General features: G+C 45.5%; 28 protein-coding genes. 10 read left to right on the forward strand and 18 right to left on the reverse strand.

The features are described from left to right. Positions 1-36: 36 nt before the first annotated feature. From ACF8CV_RS05125 to ACF8CV_RS05150, 6 genes are all read right to left on the reverse strand, one after another. The gene (locus tag ACF8CV_RS05125; RefSeq protein WP_138937373.1) at positions 37-1,254 is read right to left on the reverse strand and encodes a hypothetical protein; all 1,218 of its coding nucleotides are present in this window, start codon (positions 1,252-1,254) and stop codon (positions 37-39) included. Continuing rightward, a complete protein-coding gene (locus tag ACF8CV_RS05130; RefSeq protein WP_005482754.1) occupies positions 1,247-1,960 on the reverse strand; it encodes an ABC transporter ATP-binding protein in 714 nt (237 codons plus the stop codon). Before ACF8CV_RS05130 ends, ACF8CV_RS05125 begins: the two co-directional genes overlap by 8 nt. Continuing rightward, on the reverse strand, positions 1,960-3,195 hold the full coding sequence (locus ACF8CV_RS05135; protein WP_029862499.1) for an FtsX-like permease family protein: 1,236 nt from the start codon (positions 3,193-3,195) through the stop codon (positions 1,960-1,962). The genes ACF8CV_RS05130 and ACF8CV_RS05135 overlap by 1 nt, the downstream gene beginning before the upstream one ends. After that, a complete protein-coding gene (locus tag ACF8CV_RS05140) occupies positions 3,185-4,414 on the reverse strand; it encodes an ABC transporter permease (protein WP_138937374.1) in 1,230 nt (409 codons plus the stop codon). Before ACF8CV_RS05140 ends, ACF8CV_RS05135 begins: the two co-directional genes overlap by 11 nt. Positions 4,415-4,454: 40 nt before the next feature. Further along, the gene (locus tag ACF8CV_RS05145) at positions 4,455-5,201 is read right to left on the reverse strand and encodes an outer membrane lipoprotein-sorting protein (protein WP_005487829.1); all 747 of its coding nucleotides are present in this window, start codon (positions 5,199-5,201) and stop codon (positions 4,455-4,457) included. A 116-nt stretch (positions 5,202-5,317) separates the two neighbouring features. Further along, entirely contained in the window at positions 5,318-6,760 is a 1,443-nt protein-coding gene (locus ACF8CV_RS05150) for a diguanylate cyclase domain-containing protein (RefSeq protein ID WP_029862502.1), read from the reverse strand. Between the two features lie 475 nt (positions 6,761-7,235). On the opposite strand from ACF8CV_RS05150, the gene ACF8CV_RS05155 reads away from it, so the two are divergent. Continuing rightward, positions 7,236-8,579 carry a PAS domain-containing methyl-accepting chemotaxis protein gene (locus ACF8CV_RS05155; protein ID WP_138937375.1) on the forward strand — a complete coding sequence of 448 codons (1,344 nt, stop codon included), beginning with the start codon at positions 7,236-7,238 and terminating at the stop codon, positions 8,577-8,579. Positions 8,580-8,607: 28 nt separating this feature from the next. Here ACF8CV_RS05155 and ACF8CV_RS05160 read toward each other — a convergent pair whose 3' ends face one another. Beyond that, a complete protein-coding gene (locus ACF8CV_RS05160) occupies positions 8,608-8,901 on the reverse strand; it encodes an alternative ribosome-rescue factor A (protein WP_025509878.1) in 294 nt (97 codons plus the stop codon). Positions 8,902-9,268: 367 nt separating this feature from the next. Between ACF8CV_RS05160 and ACF8CV_RS05165 the strand changes: the two genes are divergently transcribed. From ACF8CV_RS05165 to ACF8CV_RS05180, 4 genes are all read left to right on the forward strand, one after another. Then, positions 9,269-9,478, forward strand: a complete 210-nt coding sequence (locus ACF8CV_RS05165; protein WP_005375625.1) for a cold-shock protein — start codon at positions 9,269-9,271, stop codon at positions 9,476-9,478. Positions 9,479-9,568: 90 nt separating this feature from the next. Next, positions 9,569-10,114 carry a YaeQ family protein gene (locus tag ACF8CV_RS05170; protein ID WP_138937376.1) on the forward strand — a complete coding sequence of 182 codons (546 nt, stop codon included), beginning with the start codon at positions 9,569-9,571 and terminating at the stop codon, positions 10,112-10,114. Continuing rightward, positions 10,101-10,643, forward strand: coding sequence for a hypothetical protein (locus ACF8CV_RS05175; protein WP_138937377.1), 543 nt, complete (start codon positions 10,101-10,103; stop codon positions 10,641-10,643). Before ACF8CV_RS05170 ends, ACF8CV_RS05175 begins: the two co-directional genes overlap by 14 nt. Before the next feature lie 110 nt (positions 10,644-10,753). After that, complete coding sequence (locus ACF8CV_RS05180) at positions 10,754-11,113, forward strand: glutaredoxin (RefSeq protein WP_020842304.1); 360 nt, start codon at positions 10,754-10,756, stop codon at positions 11,111-11,113. Positions 11,114-11,204: 91 nt separating this feature from the next. Here the strand turns inward: ACF8CV_RS05180 and ACF8CV_RS05185 are convergent, their stop codons facing one another. After that, positions 11,205-11,831 (reverse strand): OmpA family protein, encoded by a 627-nt coding sequence (locus ACF8CV_RS05185; protein ID WP_005482692.1) that lies wholly within the window; start codon positions 11,829-11,831, stop codon positions 11,205-11,207. 290 nt (positions 11,832-12,121) lie between these two features. On the opposite strand from ACF8CV_RS05185, the gene ACF8CV_RS05190 reads away from it, so the two are divergent. Both ACF8CV_RS05190 and ACF8CV_RS05195 read left to right on the forward strand, forming a co-directional pair. After that, on the forward strand, positions 12,122-12,754 hold the full coding sequence (locus ACF8CV_RS05190; protein WP_086590470.1) for a thiol:disulfide interchange protein DsbA/DsbL: 633 nt from the start codon (positions 12,122-12,124) through the stop codon (positions 12,752-12,754). A gap of 13 nt (positions 12,755-12,767) precedes the next feature. Beyond that, positions 12,768-13,241 (forward strand): FKBP-type peptidyl-prolyl cis-trans isomerase, encoded by a 474-nt coding sequence (locus ACF8CV_RS05195; RefSeq protein WP_005461979.1) that lies wholly within the window; start codon positions 12,768-12,770, stop codon positions 13,239-13,241. A 77-nt stretch (positions 13,242-13,318) separates the two neighbouring features. Here ACF8CV_RS05195 and cyoE read toward each other — a convergent pair whose 3' ends face one another. The 4 genes from cyoE to ACF8CV_RS05215 are packed head-to-tail and all read right to left on the reverse strand — an operon-like array spanning position 13,319 to position 16,619. After that, entirely contained in the window at positions 13,319-14,227 is a 909-nt protein-coding gene (cyoE, locus tag ACF8CV_RS05200; RefSeq protein ID WP_138937378.1) for a heme o synthase, read from the reverse strand. Beyond that, the gene (locus ACF8CV_RS05205) at positions 14,220-15,239 is read right to left on the reverse strand and encodes a heme A synthase (RefSeq protein ID WP_138937379.1); all 1,020 of its coding nucleotides are present in this window, start codon (positions 15,237-15,239) and stop codon (positions 14,220-14,222) included. The genes cyoE and ACF8CV_RS05205 overlap by 8 nt, the downstream gene beginning before the upstream one ends. Before the next feature lie 10 nt (positions 15,240-15,249). Beyond that, positions 15,250-15,786, reverse strand: coding sequence for a hypothetical protein (locus tag ACF8CV_RS05210; RefSeq protein WP_017447843.1), 537 nt, complete (start codon positions 15,784-15,786; stop codon positions 15,250-15,252). Then, entirely contained in the window at positions 15,783-16,619 is an 837-nt protein-coding gene (locus ACF8CV_RS05215; protein ID WP_171055866.1) for an SURF1 family protein, read from the reverse strand. The genes ACF8CV_RS05210 and ACF8CV_RS05215 overlap by 4 nt, the downstream gene beginning before the upstream one ends. Between ACF8CV_RS05215 and ACF8CV_RS05220 the strand changes: the two genes are divergently transcribed. Then, positions 16,567-16,803, forward strand: a complete 237-nt coding sequence (locus ACF8CV_RS05220; RefSeq protein ID WP_005482739.1) for a DUF2909 family protein — start codon at positions 16,567-16,569, stop codon at positions 16,801-16,803. The two genes, ACF8CV_RS05215 and ACF8CV_RS05220, sit on opposite strands and share 53 nt — an antisense overlap. A gap of 8 nt (positions 16,804-16,811) precedes the next feature. Here the strand turns inward: ACF8CV_RS05220 and ACF8CV_RS05225 are convergent, their stop codons facing one another. From ACF8CV_RS05225 to coxB, 4 genes are read right to left on the reverse strand one after another with little or no spacing between them, the layout of a single operon-like run. Beyond that, positions 16,812-17,696 carry a cytochrome c oxidase subunit 3 gene (locus tag ACF8CV_RS05225; protein ID WP_015313021.1) on the reverse strand — a complete coding sequence of 295 codons (885 nt, stop codon included), beginning with the start codon at positions 17,694-17,696 and terminating at the stop codon, positions 16,812-16,814. 51 nt (positions 17,697-17,747) lie between these two features. Next, positions 17,748-18,287, reverse strand: coding sequence for a cytochrome c oxidase assembly protein (locus tag ACF8CV_RS05230; RefSeq protein WP_005498389.1), 540 nt, complete (start codon positions 18,285-18,287; stop codon positions 17,748-17,750). Positions 18,288-18,307: 20 nt separating this feature from the next. Then, positions 18,308-19,945, reverse strand: a complete 1,638-nt coding sequence (gene ctaD / locus ACF8CV_RS05235) for a cytochrome c oxidase subunit I (protein ID WP_021450720.1) — start codon at positions 19,943-19,945, stop codon at positions 18,308-18,310. Then, entirely contained in the window at positions 19,942-21,105 is a 1,164-nt protein-coding gene (gene coxB, locus ACF8CV_RS05240) for a cytochrome c oxidase subunit II (RefSeq protein WP_025501154.1), read from the reverse strand. Before coxB ends, ctaD begins: the two co-directional genes overlap by 4 nt. Positions 21,106-21,435: 330 nt before the next feature. On the opposite strand from coxB, the gene ACF8CV_RS05245 reads away from it, so the two are divergent. Further along, positions 21,436-23,130: a phospho-sugar mutase gene (locus tag ACF8CV_RS05245; protein ID WP_138937382.1), complete on the forward strand. Its 1,695-nt coding sequence runs from the start codon at positions 21,436-21,438 to the stop codon at positions 23,128-23,130. A 103-nt stretch (positions 23,131-23,233) separates the two neighbouring features. Here the strand turns inward: ACF8CV_RS05245 and ACF8CV_RS05250 are convergent, their stop codons facing one another. Both ACF8CV_RS05250 and ACF8CV_RS05255 read right to left on the reverse strand, forming a co-directional pair. Next, positions 23,234-23,656, reverse strand: coding sequence for a GNAT family N-acetyltransferase (locus tag ACF8CV_RS05250; RefSeq protein WP_023584657.1), 423 nt, complete (start codon positions 23,654-23,656; stop codon positions 23,234-23,236). 79 nt (positions 23,657-23,735) lie between these two features. Next, positions 23,736-24,368, reverse strand: coding sequence for a LysE family translocator (locus tag ACF8CV_RS05255; protein ID WP_005498379.1), 633 nt, complete (start codon positions 24,366-24,368; stop codon positions 23,736-23,738). A 228-nt stretch (positions 24,369-24,596) separates the two neighbouring features. Between ACF8CV_RS05255 and ACF8CV_RS05260 the strand changes: the two genes are divergently transcribed. Then, on the forward strand, positions 24,597-25,424 hold the full coding sequence (locus ACF8CV_RS05260) for an AraC family transcriptional regulator (RefSeq protein ID WP_025521251.1): 828 nt from the start codon (positions 24,597-24,599) through the stop codon (positions 25,422-25,424). Positions 25,425-25,477: the final 53 nt, after the last annotated feature.

The following is a 25,477-nucleotide window of genomic DNA, read 5'->3' on the forward strand; positions in this document are numbered from 1 at the left end:
ACGTATTCAGATACAACGACTGGTCACATGGCAAAGCTAGAAGCTGTATCGAATATTCGCAAACAACAAAGTGGCTGGTGTTTCGCCAAACAAACTGTCTCCACTGCCTGAAAAACGTTGTAATACAGTGAGCAGTTGCCAGTCGGTAGCTAAAGAATAATTACTTGATAAGCCTGCAAAGTAAGAACCATCGTCATAGTAGCTGGCTGACAGAGTGAAACGATTCAATGCGGTTAAATCAAAACTCACATCGGCATAGAAGGTATTTTTAGTAAAGCTCAGGGTTTTAGCGTTCAGCGGCAAGTTGAGATAGGCAAGCGCGCTGTTGGCATCTTGAGGTTTCGAGATAAACAGCCAAGCCCCTCTTGTCATCCAGTTACGAACACCACCAAAACTGTAATCTGCTTCTAAGCTCGCTACAGTGTTATTATGCGTTGGCTCACCTTGATATTCAGCGTCTATTGGATCAAACCAAGTTAACTCACCTCGCAGCCCTGCATCGTAAACATCGGTCGCAAATCCAGCTCCAAGAATGTAGTCCGTCCGTGCTCGACCTGCAATAATTTGATAATCCCACCCAGAAACATTTGAAAAATAACGCAGCGAAGCACTGTTTTGCCCAGATGCTTGTGAAGGAGAGAACACCAAATCTAAACCGTCGGCAAAACCAAGTTTTTTGCTGACCATAATGGCATCGGTGCCCGCTCTCTCTTCATAATCAAAGTCATAAATCGAGTACGCGTTATAAACGTCATTAGGGTTCCAGATGGTATTCATGGACCAGTTAATACGAAAACGCCCGACACTGGCACTCCAATCGTCGCTCTTCCAGCTCACATACAATCGGTCAAATTGAGAATTCAGAATAACGTCGTCTTCGCGCCAGTTTTTGCTCAAATCAAAGTAGCCATTATCTAGCGCGACAAGTTCGGGATATTGAGGAATGTCTAACGCATCGCCCCACAAAGCTCGGTTTCGCAAGCCAACATTAACACGCCAGTTTGGAGAAAAACGGTATTCAAAATTCAGACGATTGTGCAGCAGATGATCGAACGAGTTACTTTGATCATCTGGCATGCTGTATGTCGCCATATACTTAATATAACCATCAAAATCCCAAGATTTTTGAGGTTGTAAACCAGGGATATTGGCAACAGCACAAAAGCTGAAAAAGCCAAGCAAGGAAAGGCTTAATGCCTGACTAACCACCACTATCCATGGCGGAGAAAAACGAATGTGTAAGCCGCTACGCATGAAACTTCTCTGCCGTGCTACCGATGTTGGCGAAATCTCTCGCGAGGCGTCCGTCTTCAAACACAATAATACGATGGGCTCGTTTGATGACCCTCGGGTCGTGAGTCGAGAAAATAAATGTCGTGCCCTCTTGTTCGCTCAGTTGCTCCATGATGTCGAGTAACTCCGAAGTACTCTTTGCGTCTAAGTTGGCGGTCGGTTCATCTGCCATGACAAAGCGAGGCTTAGGTGCAAGTGCCCGTGCGACAGCGACTCTCTGTTGCTGACCACCCGACATTTTGCTCGGACGCTTGTGCATCTGCTGAGCTAAACCAACTTGCTCAAGGAGAGACATGGCACGCTCTCGGCATTCTCGTTCCGTTTTGCCTTGTAACTGCATCACAAACTCGACGTTTTCCAACGCGGTCAAAACAGGAAGAAGACTGTAGTCTTGGAAGATAAAACCAATATTGTCTCGTCGATAGGCAATCAGCTCTTTCTCCGACATCTCTGAAATTAAACACCCATCGATTTCAACGCTGCCTGAAGTTGGAGCATCAATGCCACCAAGCATATTGAGCAATGTTGTTTTACCCGAGCCAGAAGGCCCCATGATGGCGACAAATTCTCCTTGTTTTATTTCTAAATCAACGTGTTGTACCGCATGCACAGGGAAATCGCTGTCTGGATTATAAGTTTTCGTCAGTCGCTCAAGTTTAATTGTCATCAGGTCTTCTCCCCCATGGCATCAGCCGGTCGATGCGTGAGAATTTGTCGTGCGGGATACAGAGCCGCAAACAGACTGGCCATAAAAATCGCTACAATGATCATTTGATATTCGTAAAACGAAACACGAGGATAAAGCAGAGTATCGACGCCGTATGCACCTAAACCATCGGCCAGCCCTCCAAGCGACAATCCCGTCACACTGAGCAGCTTTATCATGGCAGCGCTGCCAAATAACCCTAAAGCACATCCCGTCAAACCAAGGAACATGGTTTCCAACGTGATCAAAATACGAATTTTGTGTTGCTGCATGCCCACTGCCATCAGCACGCCGAATTCTCTGGTTCGTTCAAACACCGACATTAGCATGATATTGATGATGCCAAGCGTCATAGCCAACACGAACACCACCAGCATGACTTGGTTGGAGATATCCATCGAGCTCATCATAGTTGAAAGCAGGGGTTGAATTTCTAGCCATGTTCTTACCGTTAACGGCTTTCCTGAACCATCGTCGGTCAAGGTTCGGGTAAACGACACGATATTTTGCAACACGTCGTCATCATTGGCGTTGAGCAAAATGGCGATTTCATGCGCCCCCGCTATCCCTGCAATTTTCTCTAGGTCAGCTTTACGGACGTACACGTTGCCGTCATCAAAGGTCGTGGACGGTGTTTTGAAGATGCCTTTCACTCTAAACGCAGCGCCAGAGACATCCCCATTGATATCGGAAAGCGTCAGAATGACTTTTGAACCGACCCGTAGCTTCAATCTTTTCGCCGTCTTGTGCGATACAAGAATGGGATTCCGGCCCTCTTCATCCAACCAATAACCATCGATGATATGCTCAGAAAGCGGCGTTATCTTCTGCTCTTGTTCAAGATGAATACCATTAATACGAATACCGCGAGAACTTCGAGCAGAAGCTATCATGCCATCGGCGAGAAACCGCTCCGATACGGCTTTCACGCTTTGATGCTTGTCTAACGTTGTCACGATGCTTTGCGAGTCAGGTATGGTGTCTTTCAGTTCAGGATTAACGAGATAAGCACTTTGATGAATCTGCAAATGGCTGGTTTGCCAAGCAATCGCATTTTTGATCATGCTGTCCACTAAACCATTCATAAATCCGATCATGGCGACAACACCCATCAAACCAAACACCATCGCGCCAAGCATGATGGACGTTCTTAGTTTGTTCCGCCAAAGATTACGCCAAGCCAATTTAATCAACATGCGCGCCCCCTTTCAGCCCACTGGCGATAGGTAAACGAAGGAGACGAATCATCGGGTAGACAAGGCACAAGGATAAGATGATGAGAACCACGATAATTTGGTTAAGCAGCAAGTGAGGATCGAGAGAAACAGGCACAATGGGCTCAAAACCACTTTCCAACATGACTTGAGCAGCTTCGCCAGTAATTTCAATGGGATTAAAATAGAAGTAGCCAAGCACAGGTGCACTGACGATCAAACCCAAAACAATGCCAATAATGGCGATGAAAAGCGATTCAATTGAAATTAAACCAATCAGCTTGCTCCTGAGCATCCCAGTGGCCAACATCACGGCAAATTCACGCTGGCGTTCTAACGTCGTCATCAAAATGGTCGCGAATAGACCAAAACCAACGATGCCATACAGAATGTAGATGAGGAAGATCCCGCCAGCTTTGTCTAATGCGATTTGTTGAGAAAGCTCCGGCGATAACTCCTGCCAGCCTTTTACGGCGACGCTATTGCCGTAATCTCGCTTTAGTTGCTCAATCACACTGGGCAATACACGTAAATTTGAAGTATTGAGCACCCATGCCGTCACTTGTTTATCAAGTGAATACAATGTCTGAGCTGTATCGAGAGGCATATAAACCAATTGGGAATCCAACTGCTGTAACGGGAAATGCAAAATTCCAGCGACACGATACAACCCCGCAGCCGTCTGACCACGATACCCAGCGCCATACAACACCAACTCATCGCCAATCTTCAAGCGAAGATACTGCGCTAAACCGCCACCGACCAAAACCGCATTTTGCCCAGAGGCGATAAACTCACCTTGAACCAATTTGTCACTAATGTGGGAGTACGCATTTTCTGATTCAGGATCAACGCCTAGAACCATGACGCCTTTCGAACACTCCCCTTTCGCCGCTAACGCAAAGGATTCAACACGCGGAAGAATGACATCGATATCAGAGTTTGCTTTAGATGCTGAAATAAAAGTATCGGTTTGAGGAAGCACATCATCAATGCTAGATGAGTCGCCAAACTCAGGGTTTTGCAATTGAATAAGCCCAGTATAAAACTTTGCGGCGTTTTTGATGTTGGAACTGTAGCTACCTTCTTGGAACGCTCTGGTGAGTAAGGAGAGAAAAAGCACTAGCGCGAGAGCAGTGGCCGTCAGTAACGTCCGCCTTTTTTGCCGCCATAAGTTGCGCCATGCAAGTTTGATGAGCATCCGCTTCTCACCCCTCTCTTTTGTTCGTCTCTACCGCAAGTTAATCACGCAGGGATTTCATTTGCTGCTGCGAGAAAAAGTCATCATTTATATCGAAGTCAAACTGTGCCTGATGCGTGGTAAAAATGGTTTTATTCCCCGGTTTATCGACGGGTTTCATCTCCATTCGCGTCGCTATCTTTCTACCGCCTAACTCTTTAACGTCGTAAGTCGTCAACACATTCACCCGTTCATCGAACTCATCATAAAATTCCACTTTGCGTTGCAAATACGTCGACTGAGAAATCCACAACGTAACTTTGTTCCAAACAACAGGCGCATCAGGTTTAGCCGTCGCTTCAATGACCCAGACTTTATCCCCCTCAAAGCTGTCATTGCCGAGTAAAGCGTGTTGATAATCCACAACGATTGATGATTGGTTGATCAGATCATCATTAGTAAAATCCGACCCCATCCAAGATTGGCTCAACATAGAAGGCGCGATTTTAATTACGCGCTCAATACTCGGCACCCAGTTCCACATTTCTCTATGACGCTTTAGCGATGCGCTGCCTTTATCTTTGGCTGGTGCGGTTACCAACACGAGCGACAACTCCGTGCCTTTTGTCCAACTTTTCATCGTCATAGAGCGTGTCCAATCAGGACGAACGATCTCCATGGTTGCCTCGCTATAACTGGATTTTCCCCTCATTGCTTGGTCTGATTTTTGGACAATATCGAAAGCACTTTCGGCATACGAAAGTGAAGTGAAGAGCAGGAAAAACAGAGCGGCGACAGCTTTTGGCATAACTTTCCTCTAAGTCTTTGAGCTAATCTCAGAAACGAAAAGCGGCAATAAAAACTTGAAATTCAATTGAGTATAGCAAGAGGAAAAATCGAAATAGCGATTCACTACGCAAAAACTTAAGGCACCTGACGAAGAAGAGGCTCAACTTTGCTTTTATCGATCACTTTGAACATCGCGCAGTTTTTACCATTCATTTTGCCGCAGTACATGAGTTGGTCGGCTTCGTGCAAGTTTATGATGCCTTTGAACTCGCGATAATAGGCGCAACCCAAACTCACGCTGACATGGATCGCTTGCCCATTGAGTAAAACAGGTCGATCGTAAACACAGCTGCAAATCGCCTTTGCAAGCGTTTCAGCTTCTTTTTCAGATAGAGAGGCAGTCACCAACGCAAATTCCTCACCACCGATTCGCGCTAAGGTTATTCGTTCGTCAGTCAGCGATTTTGCCGTGTCGGCAACAGCGACAATCGCTTGGTCACCGATTAAATGGCCGTATTTGTCGTTTATAGATTTAAAGTCATCAATATCAAACACCATCACGGTTACGTTTTTTTGCAATGAACTCAGCGTTGCCAAACGCTCGATCAAATGCCTGCGATTATAAAGTTTGGTGAGCGGATCCGTCAGCGTCAGTTCAAGCAATTGCTGATTTGCTAAGGTAAGCTGTTTGGTTCGTAGAGTCACCATTCGCTTAAGGGCGAAGATATGGTAAAGCGTGGCAATAACCATGATGAAAATGGCAATTGGCAACAGGTAAATGGGATATACCGTTTTGACCAAACTCCAACGATTGAGGATCCGTTCTTTGTCTGAGTCGATGATTTTTTCAAAGTCGTGGGAGATTTTCGTCACTGGAACCGAACTGTGCTCGCCCGTCGCAATGCGCAGATCTTTGCTGTACAGATTGAGGGTAGGCACAAACATGCCTGCATCTGGTGTTGTCGCCATGTGGAAGTTAGCCACTTGCAAATCGGCGACAAAGTACAAGATATTTTTCTCGACGGCGGCTCGGATCATCGCATCGTTATTTAAATATTCCACTAGCGACGCTCTAGGGTAGTTGGCACGCACAAATTCCGCTTCATAGCTGCCTTTTACCAAGCCAATAGGAAGCTCTACCTCTCCAGTAAGCACGCCCTTAATATCAACGGCTAGCATATCTTTATTGACGTACAACTTGGTTTGAATAGGCATGATAACCGCACCAAAATCAAGGTACTTATCGCGAGCCTCAGAGTAAATCAGACCAGCGTGAACATCCGCACGCCCCTCCTTAACTGCACGCAAAGACTCTTCCCAATCGAGCAGCAGAAACTCAACACGAACGTGATTTCTTTCGGCATACTCACGCCAGAAGTCGATCAAGATGCCTTTGGGTTCACCATCTTGTGAGACATATGAGAACGGCTTCCAAGCCTTAGAATTGGTGACAATCAATGTATCGACTTTAGTTTGGTGAGCGAAACTGTACGAACACATGGCAAGCCATAGTAATAACAACGAAGTACACGCCCTGGTGCACTTGTAACCATAAGTACTAAAACTTGTTGATGTCATACCCACTACTCACCAGTCTTTTTTTGAAAACAATGTCTGCTGTTTGATTCGAATAAAGATATAGCAGACCTATCAATAACGAAATGAGATGCTTATTGATATGAATCTAAATTAGTACTTTTTAATACAAATTTGGTACTTTTTTGTTATTTTTACTTTGAACACGAAGTCACTAATTTGTTTATATGCACTTCATTAATAAGCTCAATTGAACAATTTCTTAAAAAGAAATTTTCTATACATCTTCTGAAGAAGTGACCTTCCACCCCTTTGTTTTGCATACAGTTATTTCCCAAACGCGAATCAAAGCCATCAAACATTCGCCAAAAACGCGACAAAATTGACTCTGCTGCCATTTGCTTTATGCACATGTACGCCTAAATTTACATACTGACAACTTTATTTACAAATACTTACATCGAACAAATAGCGAAAACTAAATTCTTGAAAAGCTCATTTAGAAAAGGAATTCAAAATGTTTGGCTTGCGAACTCGAAACCAAGAAGCAGAAAGTGAATACCGTCGCTTCATCAAAGGCTTATCCGATAGTATGGCAATGATTGAGTTTGATACGAGAGGCATCATTCTCAATGCAAATGATTTATTTCTTTCTTGTGTCGGATACACACGAGAAGCGATTGTTGGAAAACATCATTCGATTTTCTGTGACCGAGGCTATGTTCAATCCCCTCGATACCAACAATTTTGGGATGATTTAAAAATGGGTAAGCATAAGCGCGGTACGTTTGAGCGTCTAACCTCGCAACGTGAAAGACTGGTACTTGAAGCCAGTTACTTTCCCATTGAATCTGAACACGGACAAATTGAAAAAGTAGTCAAGATCGCGTCAGACGTGACACAACAGCGGCTAGAATCAGAGCAAAAAGAAGCCATTTTGAATGCGTTAGATCTGTCTCTAGCCACGATTGAGTTCGACCGTGAAGGATACATTCTGACCGCCAACCAAAACTTCTTAAAAACCTTGGGATACGAGTTGAGCGATGTTCAAGGAAAACATCACAAACTATTTTGCTTTGACGATTTTTACCAAGAAAATCCCGGCTTTTGGAAAGATCTCGCCGCCGGCCAGTTTAAGTCCGGACAATTTTTAAGGCGTTCAGCCTCAGGTGACAAAGTGTACATTGAAGCCACTTACAACCCCATCTTCGATCCGTTGGGCAACGTCATCAAAGTCGTCAAATTTGCATCTGACATCACTGATAAAGTTCAAAGGGATTTAAACATCTCTCAAGCGATAGCCGACTCTTCTTTTATCGCGAGAAATGCCAGCGAAGAAGCCACATCAAACGTCTGCGGCGCAGAACATTCTCTGAATGAGTTTCGCACCATGATTGAAGAAGTACTGAGTGCCGTCACCGCTTGTGACGATAAAGTTCAAGAGCTATTTAAAACCTCTCAGCAAGTCACTGAAATCGTCAAAGTGATCGACAGCATCGCCTCACAAACCAATCTCCTAGCTCTAAACGCAGCGATTGAAGCAACTAGAGCTGGTGAACATGGACGAGGATTTGCAGTGGTTGCGGATGAAGTGAGAACTTTAGCAACTCGAACCAGCACGTCGATTGATGAAATCAACCACGTAGTTCTGAGCAACCAATCCCTAACGACCGAAACTCGCTCATTTATCGAGGTCATCAACCAAGGCTTTCTCAGTTCGATGTCGAAACTATTGGAAGTGGACGAGTTTATGAAATCAATCGATGAAGGTTCACACCTAACAGTTGAGTCGATCAGTGCGCTGAGAGCTATCGTCAATCAGGATACTCATCTCCCTTTGAATTCAGCATCAAATGGTTAGCGCAAACTTGACAGCTAAGTATTGATTTTTATGAGCAATAGGCCTGAACAGAAACTTTTCGGTCAAACAATTCTTTGACTCTGAGCATGAAAAAAGCCCTATTCAAAATCCACATTGGTGAGAACTTTGAATAGGGCTCTTTGCCTCGGTGCTTCATTTTACGGTTGAAGCTGCCTTTACCTTTTTTCGCTTTGACGACTCGGGTTCTGAACAACTGACTGGTAACGACTGCCTTTAGCGCGTTGTCTTTAATCTCGCCTCTGCCGAATTCGGTGTCTTTGTTAAATTCATTCGGCTGAGGATTACATTTTGCTTTTGCCATAAATCCTCCTTAATGGTCGAACCAGATTGGACAATAATTATATAAAGAAGTCAAATTTGTAGAATTCCTCGTATTTTATGCTTAAAAACTTCACTTCTACGTCATTTATTTGAAATTTAATCAAAAACATGCCGGTTAAATAGTGACTAAATACAAATATTTCTCCATAAAGCACTAATATATGTTGACTCCTACAGGATTTAACCTAGACTCAAACACGGCTAGAAAGAAAGTTCTTTGTTTTCACATTTCGTTGGATTTCTTGTAACTCCGTCGTCCTGTGGTACGCAATAGCAATTTATTTTTCCACGCTATAAGCGCCGTTGAGGCGAAAGATTACACAAATTTAGATATTTAGGAAATAGACATGTCTAACACAGCTACTGGCACAGTTAAGTGGTTCAACGAAACTAAAGGCTTCGGTTTCATCCAACAAGAAAACGGTCCTGACGTATTTGCTCACTTCTCTGCAATCACTGGTGACGGCTTCCGTACTCTAGTTGAAGGCCAGAAAGTAGAATTTGTTATCTCTCAAGGTCAAAAAGGCCCTCAAGCAGAGCAAATCAAAGTACTTTAATTCTTAAAGAATTTGATATGATAGCCAGCTTTTAAGCTGGCTATTTTTTTGCCCAAAGCAAACTTTCGCCCATAAAAACGATATAAACCCATGGCTCTAAAACCAACCATTTATAAATTTCGTATCGCTCTTTCCGATATGAATAACGATTACTACGATTCCAAGAACCTTACTATCGCTCTGCATCCCTCTGAAAAACCTCAACGCATGCTGGCTCGTATCTTGGCTTTCTGCCTTAATGCCCAAAAAGACTTGGAATTTACCAAAGGCCTCTCAACCACGGAAGAGCCAGATTTATGGCACGTTGCAGATGACCAAAGCATCACGCATTGGATTGAGATCGGCGAACCAGAACCAGATCGAATCAAAAAAGCCTCTCGCCTTGCCAAGCAGGTCAAGGTCTATACGTACAATACTAAAGCACCGGTGTGGTGGGAGAAAATGTCAGGTAAGTTTTCAATGCTTCCAGTAAGCGTAGAAAGCTTTGACTACGACGCTATCGATATGATTTGTCAGCACCTTGACCGTGGCACAAACCTTTCTGTTATGATTACCGGCACCTCTATTTTTGTTGATGTGAACGATCAACACGTCGAAGTAACAGTGAAGGAACTGCAAAGTCATGGCGCCCCTTAGTGAACTGATTAAACAAATGGGAATCAAAAAGATTCCCTTCGTTGATGAGCATAAAGCTGCCAAGAAGCGTTGGTTGAAAGAACAAGCTCCGTTGTTTGCACGCGTATGTGAAAACAAGCCAGCAACGAATCCAGTACTTCACCTACTCGGGCTCCTGACGAAATCCCATATCGAAGCAAGTGCGTTGTATGAACAACACGCTCATTCGACACAGCAAATGCAAAAGGTCTTGGCAGATACGCTGGGGGATGAGCAGGCAGACAAATTCACCAATCAATCGGCAGAAGATCTTGTTCTGATCACCCATTTGTGGCTCTTCACTCAAGGCTATCTGAACATGGATTTTAGCTTAGCGCACGATCACGCGGAGCAGACACAAAACACATTACAGCACGAACTTGTGATTAAACGTATTGATGTTGACGCGTTCAGAACAGAGCTAATGCAAAGCTTCTATTTAGGTAAAGAGGCAAACCCAACAGCATCAAATGGCTTTTTCGGCTGGTTGAAGCGACTCTTTTCCTCATAAAATCCATGGTTTTATCAATCCGAAACAACTGATAGACTGCGTCTCCAATGCAACAAGCATCATGTTTGCATTGTTAAGGACATTCATCCACTGAGCATCAAGGGATCATTATGAAGTTTATCCGTTGGATTTTAGGCAAAGTCATTTTATTGCTGAACGCTGTCTTTTCTCCTCGTGGCATCAAACGCACTAACGAAGCACAGAGCAACGTCGATGACAAAGCAAAGCAATACGCGTTATATCAGTTTGAAGCTTGCCCTTTTTGCGTCAAAGTACGACGTGCGATGAAACGACAATCCGTTAATATCGAATTACGTGATGCGAAGAATGACCCAACTCACCGCGCTGAACTTGAACAAGGTGGCGGTCGCGTGAAAGTCCCTTGTCTTCGTATCGAAAAAGATGGCAAAACGCAATGGCTTTATGAGTCATCAGACATTGTCGCTTATCTTGAAAAAGAATTTGCCTAGTTCCCCCTAAGAACATTGGCGGATGTAAAAGAGGCACCATTTGGTGCCTCTTTTCTATTTTGATGTTTTTGCTTCTAAACCGACTGGCGGCCTACTCATCGACAATCAGCATCAACTCAACACGTCGGTTACACGCTTTACCGCTTGATGTAGCATTGCTACATTGCGGCACATATTCGCCGAATCCGCGAGAGAAAACGCGCTGACGCGGAATGCTACTCGCTAGCATTTGTTTTTCTACTTCACGAGCTCGTTTTTCGGAGAGCGTATCATTGAAACTCGCCGCACCAGTGCTATCGGCATGGCCATCAATCACCACATCCACATCGGTTCTGCCTGCTAAATAGTGCCCCAGCTTTCGTAACCAATCTTGTGAGTTTGACGACAATTGCGCCGACCCAGTCTGAAAGTGAACTTGCTCTTTTAAACGAATCATAAGGTGACCACCCCCGATCGTCTCATGCGGGATATTGTGTCTATCCAAGAACATTTCTAGTGAGGTCACGTTGTTAGACTTTTTTTCGGCCGCCCTCGCCGTCTGGTTGACACGTGGAGCCGTCGAAACGTGAGATGCACTCGCATACCCCCACTCAGGGTGTCTCAGCTCTGTGTTTGTTTTTGGGGCTGTATCCAACATATTCCCACCCGGAACCATGTCTGGATTAAGGCTGCTACACCCACTAAGAATGCCACAGACAATGAAAAACCAATGCTTCATACCGTTACCAACGTAGAAAGAATTCTTGTTCACTATGTCGACGAAAAACACATATTCTTTAGTGTTTTTCGCTATTTGATGGTTTTATATGCACCGTTCGTGCCATTCTCAGTTCGAGCTTGTCGCCTATGCTGCAAAACAGTAAACGTCCAATTTGCTAACACCATGTCACTATTCGGTTATATCCACACCAATCTGTTACTAATCGTCTCACTTTATTGTTATTTAATGGTTTTAGTCGCTATCGTTAACCGATAAACTACCGTAAATTTCTCATTCAGAGCGTTGTTATGTTTAAAACTATCTCAAAAGGCGTCGCTTTATTTGCCGCTATTGCGGCTCTGTCAGCATGTGACAGCGGCAATAGTCAGCCACAACAAGGTAAGCAATACGAAGTGTTGCCTGTTTCTCTTCAAGAATACAATCTAGCGCCACTAACCGAAGCTTTTGCCCTAACTTGCGGCCATTGTCGTTCAATGGAAGAGTTTGTCCCTCAAATTGAATCGCTAACAGAGCAAAAAGTTGAAAAGATGCACGTGACTTTCAATGAAAGTGCTCAGATCAGCGCAATTATCTTCTACACTGCTGTTATGCAGCTCGACGCAACACCAGATAAAGCTTTCATGGCTGATTTATTTGCAGCGGTTCAAATGGGCGCAGATGCAACAGCAGAAGAGCGTCAACAAGCGGTAGAGAAAGCTTTTGAATCTCGTAACTTGATCAGCCCATACCATCTTGATGAAGCTCAACAAAAAAAACTGTTTGAATACATCACTAAAGCTGAATCCATCACTACTCGTGGCCAAATCAATTCTGTGCCAGCGTTTATCGTAAACGGTAAGTACCAAGTGATTACTGGCGGCCATGACAGCGTTGAGGCAATGGCAGAAACTATTAACTATTTGCTTAAGCAACCTAAATAGACAAGGAGTCAACGTGTCTAAATTTTTGTTTCCTATCATTATTTTTGTTTTAGCCGCATTTTTCATTTACCGCACTTGGACAAACCACAAAGTGGCAGATGAGAACTTTGCAAAAGGCCAAGCTTTCCTACTAGAAAATGCGAAAAAAGAAGGCGTGATCACCACAGAGAGCGGACTTCAATACCTAGTACTAGAAAAAGGTACAGGTGACGTTCACCCAACCGCAACAAGTAAAGTGAAAGTGCACTACCACGGCACGCTTATCGATGGCACTGTTTTCGATAGTTCAGTAAATCGTGGCGAGCCAATTACATTTGGTTTGAACCAAGTAATCAAAGGCTGGCAAGAAGGTCTTCAATACATGGTTGTGGGCGAGAAAATCCGTCTATTTGTACCGAGCACACTTGGCTACGGCAAAAATGGAACGGGTCCAATTCCACCTGCAAGTGTTTTGATTTTTGATGTTGAGTTGTTAGAGATTCAGTAATCTTTCCTCTCGTACAATAAAAACGCCGCACTTTTCGCGGCGTTTTTTATTAGCAGATATACCATTAAGTTATTCACTTACTGCAACACCATTCCAATATAGTGATCGGCTAGGAGCGCAACAAACAGCGCCAACAGATGATAAATGGAGAACTTAAATGTCTCTATTGCGCTATTAGGCTCGGGGGCAAACTTGAGTTTCCACGCGTGATAAATGAAACCCGCATTTAGCAGCAATGCTGAAAAGAGATAGATAAAACCGACCATCCCCACCAATACAGGCATCACGCACACCAATGTGAGCAATACCGTATAAAGTAAGATCGACGTTTTGGTGTATTCAATGCCATGGGTTACCGGCAGCATGGGAATGTCGACCTTGCGGTAATCTTCCACTCGATGAATCGCAAGCGCCCAGAAATGCGGCGGTGTCCAGATGAAAATGATCATTACCAATAGCCAAGCGTTACCATGCAGCTCACCCGCCACCGCTGTCCAACCTAAGAGTGGCGGCATCGCACCGGCAATGCCAGCAATCACAATATTTTGCGGCGTTGCTCGCTTCAAATACATGGTGTAAACCACCGCATAGCCCAGTAAACTCAAAAACGTCATCCACGCTGTGAGCGCGTTTACCCAAGCATATAGGAGTACAAAACCAACCACGCCGATTGCCACGGCAAAAATCGCAACCGACAAGGGATTGGTATCTCCCGACGGTAAAGGACGCGTATGAGTACGAGCCATTCTTGCATCAATTCTGCGGTCAATAAGATGATTAAATGCCGCAGCAGAACCAGCCATTAGTCCTATTCCCATCAATCCGATGGATGCTTGAATCCAAGGAAAATCAGTGACCGGAGCCAAGCTCATGCCGACAATGGCGGTGACTAACATTAGCGCGACAACTTTAGGTTTAGTCAGTTTTAAGTACGTTGAGCCGAGACGCTTTCGACTATCGAGTGTTAACGCAATTTCCTTACTCATAGCGAACTCCTTTCACTGCATAATTCCAATCGGCTTTTCCTTGCCACAAATAAAACTGACTGACACAAATCAGGCTCAACATGATTGCAGCACCCAGGTTATGAGCCACTGCGATGTAAATCGGTAACTGAAACACCACGTTGCTAATACCAAGCGCAATCTGGCAAGCCAGCGCCATCCCAAGCCACATGCCGACTTTCTGTGAATGGTGCGAGTCTTGTTTCATCAACACCACACAATACGTCAGGACAACCACTGCGGTGACCATCGCGCCGATTCGATGAGAGACATGGATTGTCATCCTCGCGGGGTATTCCAACACACCAAATTCATAATTGTCGTGCCCCGTTTGCCAGAAAGAGAACGCCTCTTTCCAATCCAAGTAGTTCATCCAATCTCCTTCGCAAATGGGCAACGTTGTACACATCAAAGCCGCGTAGTTTGATGAAGTCCAACCGCCGAGCAACACTTGGGAGAACACAACCAAAAAGGAAAACACTGAAAACAACCTAACCGACCGAGAGGAGGGGGAAAAATAAAGATTGTCTCTCGCTTTCAGTTGGCAATAAAACACCGCTTGCAGCGCGAGTAAGGTGAACCCACCAAGCAGATGAAGCATGACAATGACAGGCATCAGTTTTAGAGTCACCGTCCACATACCTAACATCGCCTGCCCCACAACCAAAAAGCTGAGCAGAATAGGAATGGATGGGTTCACGCGTTCAGTTCGAATAGCAATAACGGTAATAGCAAAAATCACCATGCCGAGTGTTCCAGCAAAATAGCGATGAATCATCTCTAGCCACGCTTTTTCATGCTCAATCTCGCGTTCTGGAAAATTGATGTTGGCGCGCAGAACATCGTCTTCATGGTGTGGTACAGAAAAGTGACCATAACACCCCGGCCAGTCAGGACACCCCAAACCCGCATCCGACAAACGAGTATAGGCGCCCAACATGATGACGACTAACGTCAGGCACAAACTTAATCTAACCAACTTTGTTAACGTCATGATGCACTCCCTATCCGACTCGCGACAATTTGAGCAACTTACGCAAATCCGCCAGCATATCTTTGCTGAGTTTGACCAAATCTTCGTTTGGCTCTGCGGTGTACGACATCACCAGTTGCCCCAGAGGATCCACAATCAGCACTTGCCCTTGCTGCACTTTTGCCGCCACGTTTTCATTCATCGCCATGGTTTCCATCGGCATTTCTATCGTGTCTGATGTTGTAGAAGTCCACAAAACTGGCACAACGCGTTCTTGATACTTGCCTAAAGCAACATGGCTTTGTTTGAGTAAATAGAGTTGTCTTTGACATTGGCTGTCGCAAGAATCAGGCACCACATAAGCCAGTTGCCAACCGTGCACCGCCGGTGGAGCAGATTGGCCTAACTGCGCTAACGTTGTGTACGGTTCGATGAGCTTTCCTCGGTTTGTTACGCCCGTTTCGTACCAACCTTGCGCCAAAATCAACTTTGCAACAATCGCTGGTAAGGCGAATAAGCAAATCAGTGCGATCAGCACAAACCGCCCTTTTGTAACTTGAGATGTCATGCCTCACCTCCTTGTGATACCGCTTTTCTAAACCATCGAATACACACAACCATTGTGAGCAGTAAGAACACGCCAGCCATCACAAACCACTGTACGGCATACCCAAAATGCTTCGCGCTCGTCAGTGGAAGTGGATTCCAAGGAAATGGATATGCCCAGTTTTCTAGGTTGTCTGGCTGCAACACTGCCGGCATCAGCTCTACATTCAACAACTCATTGAGCTCGGAAATATTGAGGTTTTGGACTCGAATCCCCTCTCCCATTTCTGGCATCAATTCTGAGCTTAACGGATTCATTGATTTGCGATACAAACGTCCGGTTACGTTTGTGGGGCTCTTCAACGTCGTTACGGTTGGTAAAGAATCACGAGTTCGCCGCCCTTCGACGAAACCCAATTCTAAAAGCGCTAAGGTTATTGGATCCTGACCGACAGAAACCACTTGGTATGCGAGATAACCCACTTTGCCTTGAAAGGTTTGGTTATCGAGCAAAACCACTGGCAACGGCTCTGGCTTTGCTTCCGTTTGCACTTTCACGCCAATCACGCTCTCCTCTCGCCAATCATTGTTATCAAGGACAGAAGTGAGGGATTGATATGGGGCATCAGCCCGAGCGAGTATCGCTTGTTCAAGCGCTTGTTTCTCCTGACCTCTTTCTAGTTGCCAAAATCCAAGTTTGACCAACAAAGAAAACACAACCACAGTTAAGCAAACTGCAATACCAAACCGCTTCGATAGCCATAACTTGTGCGATAACAAAGACGAAGAAACCGGAGGTACTATGTCCACCGTATTCCTATTCAAATTAACGCTGGTCCTTTTGCTGCTTTTCATTATCTTCAACCTCGCAAAAGCGCTTATCGAAATGGTTCGAGAAGACCCAGATAATCCGGACAAGCCAACAAAACCCATGAGCCACTATCTCGGTCGTCGTGTGATGTTTTCTGCGTTAGTGGTCATCCTTCTTTTGATTGCGTTAAGCTCGGGTTGGCTTGCTCCCAATCCACGTCCTTACTGACTCTGTCACTACAACACATAAACAAAAACAAACAGGCATAGCCATACCACATCAACAAAATGCCAGTACCAACTGCCTGCTTGAAATGCGAAATGATTAGTAGGAGAAAAGTGGTCCTTCGCGATTCTAAACAGCAATACAGTTAAGAATATGGTGCCAAGACAAACGTGCATGCCATGAAAACCTGTAAGCATAAAGAACGTATTGCCATAAACCCCCGATTGAAGCGTGAGCCCCATTTCCTGATAAGCGTGAATATACTCTTTGGCTTGATAGAACAAGAAAAAGCCCGCCAACACGATGGTGATTTCAAGCCACACGACTAACGCTGTGCGTCGGTTTTTCTCCAAACTGATGTGTGCCATGTGTAACGTGATAGAAGAGAGAAGCAAAATAATGGTGTTAGTGAGCGGAATACCTTGCCAAGGCATCGCTTGGGTGCTTTCCCCACTTGGCGTTGTTGTGAGCGGCCACATTGCTTCAAAGCTTGGCCACAATACTTCATTGGTCATGAGGTTATTATCAGCCCCTCCTAACCAAGGGACAGACACCATTCTGGCGTAAAACAGCGCTCCGAAAAACGCGCCAAAGAACATCACTTCTGAAAAGATGAACCAACTCATCCCCTGACGAAATGATCGAGTGATCTGCGCGCTGTATTTACCCGTCAACGATTCAGTGATGACGTTACTAAACCATCCTGCCAACATGTAAAGCAGAAACAAAAAGCCTACGGCAAGCACAATGCGACCAACAACACCGACCGCACCATCGCTTTGAGTACCTTGCACCGTCATGCCCGCACCGACGGCGACTAAAAACAGAGCAAACGCGCCAATGATCGGCCAACTACTTTGAGCAGGAACGTAATAGGTTCCAGGTTTATTACTCATCAGTTCTCTCCTTACAGACACTATTTGGCCTGTATCTCACTCCTTGAGAGGCTAACTGCCTGTGGGAGGAGGAAGTTTGTAGAGTGTATAAGACAGCGTTAATGTATGTATTGAGTCCGGCAAATCGGGCTCAATATAGAAAATCAATGGCATCTGAGCGTGCTGCTTTCCATCCAGCGGCTGTTGCGTAAAACAAAAGCACTCTATTTTGTTGAAGTAAGCTGCACCGTTGCCGGGAGAAACGGAAGGCACCGCCTGCCCCACCAACCTTTGTCCACTTTCGTTAAATGCCAAGTATTCAGTTTGCACGACCTCACCTGGATGAACATTCATCGAAATGACTTTCGGCTTAAACTCCCACGGCATATCTGGGTTGACGTGTGCCATAAACTCCACACGAATAGTCCGGCTCAAATCGGGTTGCATCCCCGTAGGTTGAATCGCTGCAACATCACTGGTTTTACCGTTGATGCCTAACGCATCACACATCACGTCATAGAGCGGCACGAGCGCAAAACCGAACCCGAACATGGCAAAAGTGGCCAGCACTAACTTTATCGTGAGCTTTTTGTGGGATGATTTTTCTGCCATGTTCTTCGCCTCTCGTTCCGTTAATCCACTTTAGGCGGCGTACTAAAGGTGTGATGAGGCGCAGGGCTTGGCACAGTCCACTCTAATCCTTCTGCACGCTCCCAAGGTTTGGCCGACGCTTTCTCTCCGCCACGAATGCACTTGATCACGACCCACAAGAAAATCAGTTGCGACAAACCAAAGGCAAAGCCGCCGATGGATACGATTTGGTTCACATCCGCAAATTGAATCGCGTAATCAGGGATTCTTCGCGGCATGCCCGCCAAACCTAAAAAGTGCATCGGGAAGAAAAGGACATTGACGGAAATAACTGAGCACCAGAAATGCCACAAACTCAACTTGTGGTCGTACATATTCCCCGTCCATTTCGGCAACCAATAATACGACGCCGCCATGATTGAGAAGACCGCGCCAGACACCAAGACATAATGGAAGTGCGCAACCACAAAATAGGTATCGTGGTACTGGAAATCCGCCGGCACAATAGCAAGCATCAAACCCGAGAATCCGCCAATAGTGAACAGAACAATAAACGCAATCGCAAACAACATTGGCGTTTCAAAGGTCAGTGCGCCACGCCACATGGTTGCGACCCAGTTAAACACTTTTACTCCGGTCGGTACCGCAATCAACATGGTGCAATACATAAAGAACAATTCTGCAAACACGGGCATGCCTGTCGTGAACATGTGGTGTGCCCACACAAGGAAAGAAAGAAGCGCGATACTGCAAGTTGCGTACACCATAGAGTGATAGCCGAACAGCTTTTTGCCACTAAATGCGGGAAGAATGGCAGAGATGATCCCGAACGACGGCAAAATCATGATGTACACTTCTGGGTGACCAAAGAACCAGAAAATGTGTTGGAACATCACAGGATCGCCACCGCCCGCAGCATCAAAGAAGCTGGTACCAAAGTACTTATCGGTCAGTACCATCGTCACCGCACCCGCCAACACTGGCATGACGGCAATAAGTAAGAACGCAGTGATCAACCAAGTCCAAACGAACATCGGCAACTTAAACCATGTCATGCCAGGTGCGCGCATGTTGACAATCGTCACGATGACGTTAATCGCCCCCATGATGGAGCTGATACCCATGATATGCACAGAGAACACAAACAGCGCAGTACTGTCTGGCCCATACGTAGTCGATAGCGGCGCGTAAAACGTCCAGCCGAAATTCGGTGCACCGCCCGGTAAGAACAATGAGCTCAACAGAATGAGAAACGCAAATGGCAGAATCCAAAAGCTCAAGTTATTCATACGTGGCAGCGCCATATCAGGCGCGCCGATCATCATCGGGATCATCCAGTTTGCTAATCCAGTGAACGCGGGCATGACCGCACCAAACACCATCACCAAACCGTGAACCGTTGTCATCTGATTAAAAAATTGCGGATCGACAAGCTGCAAACCCGGCTGAAACAGCTCCGCACGAATGACCATTGCCATCGCACCACCCGTTAGGAACATGGTGAAACTAAACCATAGATACAACGTGCCGATGTCTTTATGGTTGGTGGAATACAACCAACGAGCAATACCTTTTGGCGCGTCGTGCGAATCGTGGTCGTCTAGTGCAATTGTTGCGTTTGCTGCGGTATGCGCTTCAACGGGAGCCGATTTTACGGCTTTGTCTGCTGGCTTACTCATATTTCCTCCTTGGCACTTTTTTGTGCCTTAAAGGCATTGACGTCGGCCGCTTGAACCGTATCGCCAGTATCATTTCCCCAAGCATTGCGTTGGTAGGTAATTACCGCAGCAATTTCTTGATCACTAAGTTGGTTAGCAAAAGACTGCATCGCCGTCCCTGCGCGGCCATCAACAACCACGCCGATATGTTCGGCGATATCACCTGTCGCGACAGGACTGCCTTTAATTGAAGGGAACGCCCCCGGAATACCCTCACCATTAGCTTGGTGACAAACAGCACAACGCGCCGAGTAAATCGCTTCGCCTTGCGCCATGAGCTCATCCATCGACAAGTCTTGAGTTAGCGCCTCTTGCGCCGCGGCTTTTTGCATCGCGATTTCTTCTTTCTTGCCCGAGAGCCACTGATCGAATTCTTCTTCCGGCATGGCATGGACTACGATTGGCATAAAGCCATGAGCTCGTCCACAAAGCTCTGCACACTGACCACGATAAACGCCCGGCTCATCAATTCGCGTCCAAGCCTCGTTGATGAAACCCGGGATGGTGTCTTTTTTCACGGCGAAATCAGGTACCCACCAAGAGTGAATCACATCGTCTGAGGTCAGTAAAAATCGCACTTTACGATTCACAGGGAGCACGAGCGGGTTATCCACTTCAAGCAAGTAATGCGCGCCTTTCATCTCTATACCGTCAATCTGCTTTTGGCTGGTTGCGAGCAAGCTGAAAAATTCCACATCTTCACCAAAGTAGCTGTAATGCCACTTCCATTGCGAACCTGTGATTTGAATGGTGATATCCGATTGGCTAGTGTCTTCCATTGCGACTAAAGTTTTCGTTGCGGGAATCGCCATCGCGACAAGAATGATGATAGGGATTACAGTCCAAATAATTTCCACTTTGGTGCTTTCGTGGAAGTGTGCGGCAACTGCACCTTTTGATTTGCGATGACGGATGATGGCATAGAACATAACACCAAAAACAACTAAGGCTATCGCGCAACAAATGTAGAAAATGAGCATATGTAATTCATACACTTGCTCGCTGATCGCCGTGACCCCTTTGGTCATGTTGAGTTCATTGTCCTTTGACCAACCGTAGGAGGAGAATGTGATTAAAATCACACTCAGTGGTATGGCTAGAGTAGTCGCTAATCTTTTCAAAAGATCTCTCCTCTGCTCAGCCGCTACGCTTGCGCGAGCTTCCTTGCGTCCCATTGCAAATATCGAACAACTTTACGAAAAATCACAAAAAATACGATTTCGACACAGTTTGTTATATTTATGTTAAAAGGCTAGTTATAGTTCCAAAGTTCTTCAAGAAATTAAATGTGATTAAATTTTGTTCAGACAGGAAAAATAAGTTCGGTTTATCGATTGCCCTCTTTGAAATGGAATTGAGAACCATTTACATTAAAGTAAAAGAAAACATTGGATACTTTTTCAGAAAAAGTGTCCAAACAAGTAGGCTCCCCCTGCTAAGGAATGAAAGATATGACAGCACTAATTACTCAATGGCTAGCGCGAGATCCTGACCCTAAAACTCGTGAAGAGCTTCAGCACCTCGTTGATACGAATAATGAACAAGAACTTTCTGACCGCTTCGGCTCCCGCCTTGCCTTTGGTACAGCGGGTCTACGTGGCAAAGTTGGCGCAGGTCCAAACCGAATGAACCGTTTGGTGATTCAAGAAACTGCCACAGGTCTCGGCCACTATTTGCTTGAACAAGTGCAAGATGCAGCGAGTCGCGGCGTTGTTATTGGTTACGATGGCCGACCAGATTCTAAACAGTTCGCGCACGATACTGCTTCTGTCTTAACAGCACTCGGTATCAAGGTTTACCTAACCTACCAAGTCGCGGCAACGCCTATTGTTGCTTTTGGTGTACGCACAATGAATGCTGCAGCGGCCGTTGTTGTAACCGCTAGCCACAATCCACCCGAATACAACGGCTTCAAAGTGTATTGGGAAAATGGCGCGCAAATCATTCCACCTCACGACTCGGGAATCGCGGCAAAAATTGATGAAGCGACCACAAAGCCTCTGCCGTTGATGTCTTTAGACGATGCTAAACAACAAGGCTTACTGGTTTGGTTGGAAGACGATTACTACCAAACTTACCGTAAAACCATGAACGAAAATGCTCTGCTGACTCCTGATAGCAACACCGATATTTCTATCGCTTACACTGCGATGCACGGTGTTGGCGCAGACATGGCAGAAACGTTACTTGCTGACGCTGGCTTTAAAAAAGTGGCCAGTGTTGCGGAGCAGCGCGAACCTGATGGCACATTCCCTACAGTTAACTTCCCAAATCCAGAAGAAGCAGGGGCAATGGACATGGTCATGGCGCTCGGTAAATCCGTAGATGCGGATATCGCCTGTGCTAACGACCCAGATGCAGATCGTTTCGCCGTCGCCGTAAAACGCCCAGACGGTGAATACCAAATGTTAACTGGCGACCAAGTTGGTTCATTGTTTGGTGATTACTTGCTAGAGCAACAGCCGAACTCACTGGTCGGTAACACCATCGTGTCATCTCGCCTCTTGAGCAGCATCGCAAAAGCGCATGGCGCAGAGTATTACCAAACGCTAACAGGCTTTAAATGGCTAACCAACGTCGCGATGAGCCAAGAAACCGAGCAACATCCGTTCTTGTTTGCTTACGAAGAAGCGCTTGGCTACACCGTTGGCAATAAGGTGTGGGATAAAGATGGTTTGTCCGCGATTGTTGCGTTTTCGCAATTAACCGGAAAGCTCAAAGCACAAGACAAAACATTGTGGGACAAGTTGGAAGCGCTTTACCGTCAACACGGTTTTTACTTTAACGCTCAACGTAGTATTGCGTTGGATCCAAACTCACCACCAATTGGTGACAAGTTACGTGCAAATCCACCAAGCGAAATTGCAGGCAAGAAAGTATCGGTTACTGAGGACTTGAAAACTTCCGTTCGTACATTTGAGGATGGTTCAGAAGAGACGATTAATTTACCAGCAAGTGATGTGCTGATTTATCATCTCGAAGACAAATCCCGCGTAATCGTTCGTCCTTCTGGTACTGAGCCTAAGTTGAAATGTTACTACGAAGTCATCAGTGACTTCCCTGCTGACATGAGCTACGAGCAAGCGCAACAAACTGCCGAAGCCAAAATGAACGCGCTGATCGACGCACACCAAAAAAGCTTGTAACTCTCTCAACAAGTTGTCATGAAAAGCTCATGACTACATACTAAAAGAGGCGCTGTTCGCGCCTCTTTTACTGGATTCCTAACAAGCTAAACATCAGTAGCGACTATTCTGCGATTTCTTTTTGGAGGAAGTATTTGTGGATTCCCTCAGCCGGATAACCGGAATACTGCCCTACTTTTTCAAAGCCCAATTTGAGGTAGAAATCGAGCGCCTGGAAGCTGTAAGTATCTAAATAAATATGAGTCACGCCATACGGCTTCACATGCTGCTCTAACATTGCCATCAGTTTACTGCCTAAGCCCGATGTTCTGCTTTCTGCGTCCACCCACAAGAACTCCACAAAAACCGTATTTTTAAACATTTCCCCAGTAAGGCCGCCAATGATTTTGCCGTCTTCATCTTTTGCAAAGCAACCCACCGCATTCACTTCTCCTTCAGGTAAGTGCTTGCGGTTATATGATCGAATGCCATCACGAACGCAATCAAGAGCGGCTTGGTCTGGGTTTAAACAAAATTCAAGTTTCATACATCCTCTCCTTGGAAAACGTTTCTATCCTAAAACAAAAAGCCAGCAATTGCTGGCTTTCTGATTGAATTTGATAGGTTTATAGCACGAAGCTGCTCAACATCCACAAAGCGAGGATCACAAACACCAACCCCATAAGTTTGTGTTGGTAAGTGCGGAACTTCTCATTCTCCAGCAACCCTTTCCCTAATGTACCAGCCAACGCTACCAATAACAGGTTGAACAAAAGGCCAAGAACGTTCAACAACAAACCAAGCGCCAGCATCTGCTCGCCGGATGAAGCGGTAATATTGCTCGAAACGAACTGAGGCAAAAACATCACAAAAAAGACCAACGCTTTAGGGTTGAGCAAATTGCTCATTAATGCACGTTGATAGTAGGTCGATGCCATCTTATTTTTTTGATCAAGCTCTGGAGCAGATGAAGCTTCTGCTCTCAAGCAATCCCAACCCATTTTAAGTAGGTACGCACCACCTAAAAGGTGAAGTACTTTGAGTGCCACAGGGCTCATCGCAATCAGGGTTGAAACCCCCATCGCAGCAAGTAAAGTAAGGATAAGGCCAGACGTCGCGTTCCCCAGACTGGCAAATAGGCCAACCTTTTTGCCGTAGCTCATACTTGAGCTCGCAATCAGCAACATATCAGGGCCAGGCAAAAGCAATAAGGCGATAACCGCCGTGAGATAAATAGGAAGTACAGCTAAATCGATCATGATGGAACAGGTTTTCTACAACAAGGCGGCGAATCTTATACCAATAAATCAAACTCGACCAGATTAAATACCTTTAAATGTAGCCATATTTAGAAAGGATAAATCACTAATTCACTCATATAAAAACAATTAACCTTTTTAACGATACCGAATAGCAATTTTGTACAAAAATAAGGACGATGGATACGTTACACTCGTATGACGGACTTCTCGAGCAGATTGGAAACAATGAAAGAAAAGAACAAGGAAATCGCGACATTCAAAATTGCTCAAGAACTTGGTGGCTTGGAGCTGCTAGATGCTAAGTATGAAAAGCAGAACTTCTCTCGGCACAGTCACGAAGGCTACACCATTGGTGTGATCGAAAAAGGCGCTCAACAATTTTTCCGCACTGGCGGCAACCACATTGCACCACAAGACAGCATTATCTTAGTTAACGCTGATGAAGTGCATAACGGCCATTCAGCAACCGAGGGGGGCTGGGAATACAAAGCAATGTATCCTGTGCCAGAACAATTTCAAACCTTGGGGCAAGAGCTTGGCTCACCCAATATCTCGCTGCCCTATTTCCCTCAACCTGTGGTTTATGATCCCGAACTGGCAAGCCAATTGCGCTTGGTGTTTGAGACTCTAGAAAAATCGGACAATCGACTGCTGCGAGAAACCTTGGTGTACGGTACGTTGATCAAATTGGCGAGTAAACACAGCACTCACCGCGCACCACTAAAAGAATCCACCAAAGCGCAACGACAGTTACAGCTTGTAAAGGAGTTTTTAGAAGACTTTCCACAAACCGATGTGTCGCTGGAAGAGCTCGCGAAACTGGCTGGGCTGAGCCCTTTTCACTTACTGCGCGAATTTCAAAAGCAATTTGGCTTTCCACCTCATGCTTACCAGATTCAGCAACGTTTACGTATGGCGAAAAAACTGCTCAAACAAGGGCAGAGAATCTCTGATGTCGCACAAGAATGTGGTTTTCATGATCAAAGCCACCTGCATCGACACTTTAAGAAAGCCATGGGCGTCACGCCGGGCCAATATCTTCGCTTTAGCTAAATCCGCAATATCGTACAAGGCGAGATGCCTCTACCACGTTACGTTGATAGCCT

The sequence above is a fragment of the Vibrio sp. zbq_1 genome (genome assembly GCF_043102935.1).
In the GTDB taxonomy this organism is placed as follows: domain Bacteria; phylum Pseudomonadota; class Gammaproteobacteria; order Enterobacterales; family Vibrionaceae; genus Vibrio; species Vibrio parahaemolyticus.

What these genes read in the sequence shown, in the direction of transcription:
- ACF8CV_RS05125 (WP_138937373.1), bottom strand. Translation starts at nt 1,254, where the DNA reads ATGCGTAGCGGCTTACACATTCGTTTTTCTCCGCCATGGATAGTGGTG.
- ACF8CV_RS05130 (WP_005482754.1), bottom strand. Translation starts at nt 1,960, where the DNA reads ATGACAATTAAACTTGAGCGACTGACGAAAACTTATAATCCAGACAGC.
- ACF8CV_RS05135 (WP_029862499.1), bottom strand. Translation starts at nt 3,195, where the DNA reads ATGTTGATTAAATTGGCTTGGCGTAATCTTTGGCGGAACAAACTAAGA.
- ACF8CV_RS05140 (WP_138937374.1), bottom strand. Translation starts at nt 4,414, where the DNA reads ATGCTCATCAAACTTGCATGGCGCAACTTATGGCGGCAAAAAAGGCGG.
- ACF8CV_RS05145 (WP_005487829.1), bottom strand. Translation starts at nt 5,201, where the DNA reads ATGCCAAAAGCTGTCGCCGCTCTGTTTTTCCTGCTCTTCACTTCACTT.
- ACF8CV_RS05150 (WP_029862502.1), bottom strand. Translation starts at nt 6,760, where the DNA reads ATGACATCAACAAGTTTTAGTACTTATGGTTACAAGTGCACCAGGGCG.
- ACF8CV_RS05155 (WP_138937375.1), top strand. Translation starts at nt 7,236, where the DNA reads ATGTTTGGCTTGCGAACTCGAAACCAAGAAGCAGAAAGTGAATACCGT.
- ACF8CV_RS05160 (WP_025509878.1), bottom strand. Translation starts at nt 8,901, where the DNA reads ATGGCAAAAGCAAAATGTAATCCTCAGCCGAATGAATTTAACAAAGAC.
- ACF8CV_RS05165 (WP_005375625.1), top strand. Translation starts at nt 9,269, where the DNA reads ATGTCTAACACAGCTACTGGCACAGTTAAGTGGTTCAACGAAACTAAA.
- ACF8CV_RS05170 (WP_138937376.1), top strand. Translation starts at nt 9,569, where the DNA reads ATGGCTCTAAAACCAACCATTTATAAATTTCGTATCGCTCTTTCCGAT.
- ACF8CV_RS05175 (WP_138937377.1), top strand. Translation starts at nt 10,101, where the DNA reads ATGGCGCCCCTTAGTGAACTGATTAAACAAATGGGAATCAAAAAGATT.
- ACF8CV_RS05180 (WP_020842304.1), top strand. Translation starts at nt 10,754, where the DNA reads ATGAAGTTTATCCGTTGGATTTTAGGCAAAGTCATTTTATTGCTGAAC.
- ACF8CV_RS05185 (WP_005482692.1), bottom strand. Translation starts at nt 11,831, where the DNA reads ATGAAGCATTGGTTTTTCATTGTCTGTGGCATTCTTAGTGGGTGTAGC.
- ACF8CV_RS05190 (WP_086590470.1), top strand. Translation starts at nt 12,122, where the DNA reads ATGTTTAAAACTATCTCAAAAGGCGTCGCTTTATTTGCCGCTATTGCG.
- cyoE (WP_138937378.1), bottom strand. Translation starts at nt 14,227, where the DNA reads ATGAGTAAGGAAATTGCGTTAACACTCGATAGTCGAAAGCGTCTCGGC.
- ACF8CV_RS05205 (WP_138937379.1), bottom strand. Translation starts at nt 15,239, where the DNA reads ATGACGTTAACAAAGTTGGTTAGATTAAGTTTGTGCCTGACGTTAGTC.
- ACF8CV_RS05210 (WP_017447843.1), bottom strand. Translation starts at nt 15,786, where the DNA reads ATGACATCTCAAGTTACAAAAGGGCGGTTTGTGCTGATCGCACTGATT.
- ACF8CV_RS05220 (WP_005482739.1), top strand. Translation starts at nt 16,567, where the DNA reads ATGTCCACCGTATTCCTATTCAAATTAACGCTGGTCCTTTTGCTGCTT.
- ACF8CV_RS05215 (WP_171055866.1), bottom strand. Translation starts at nt 16,619, where the DNA reads ATGAAAAGCAGCAAAAGGACCAGCGTTAATTTGAATAGGAATACGGTG.
- ACF8CV_RS05225 (WP_015313021.1), bottom strand. Translation starts at nt 17,696, where the DNA reads ATGAGTAATAAACCTGGAACCTATTACGTTCCTGCTCAAAGTAGTTGG.
- ACF8CV_RS05230 (WP_005498389.1), bottom strand. Translation starts at nt 18,287, where the DNA reads ATGGCAGAAAAATCATCCCACAAAAAGCTCACGATAAAGTTAGTGCTG.
- ctaD (WP_021450720.1), bottom strand. Translation starts at nt 19,945, where the DNA reads ATGAGTAAGCCAGCAGACAAAGCCGTAAAATCGGCTCCCGTTGAAGCG.
- ACF8CV_RS05245 (WP_138937382.1), top strand. Translation starts at nt 21,436, where the DNA reads ATGACAGCACTAATTACTCAATGGCTAGCGCGAGATCCTGACCCTAAA.
- ACF8CV_RS05250 (WP_023584657.1), bottom strand. Translation starts at nt 23,656, where the DNA reads ATGAAACTTGAATTTTGTTTAAACCCAGACCAAGCCGCTCTTGATTGC.
- ACF8CV_RS05255 (WP_005498379.1), bottom strand. Translation starts at nt 24,368, where the DNA reads ATGATCGATTTAGCTGTACTTCCTATTTATCTCACGGCGGTTATCGCC.
- ACF8CV_RS05260 (WP_025521251.1), top strand. Translation starts at nt 24,597, where the DNA reads ATGAAAGAAAAGAACAAGGAAATCGCGACATTCAAAATTGCTCAAGAA.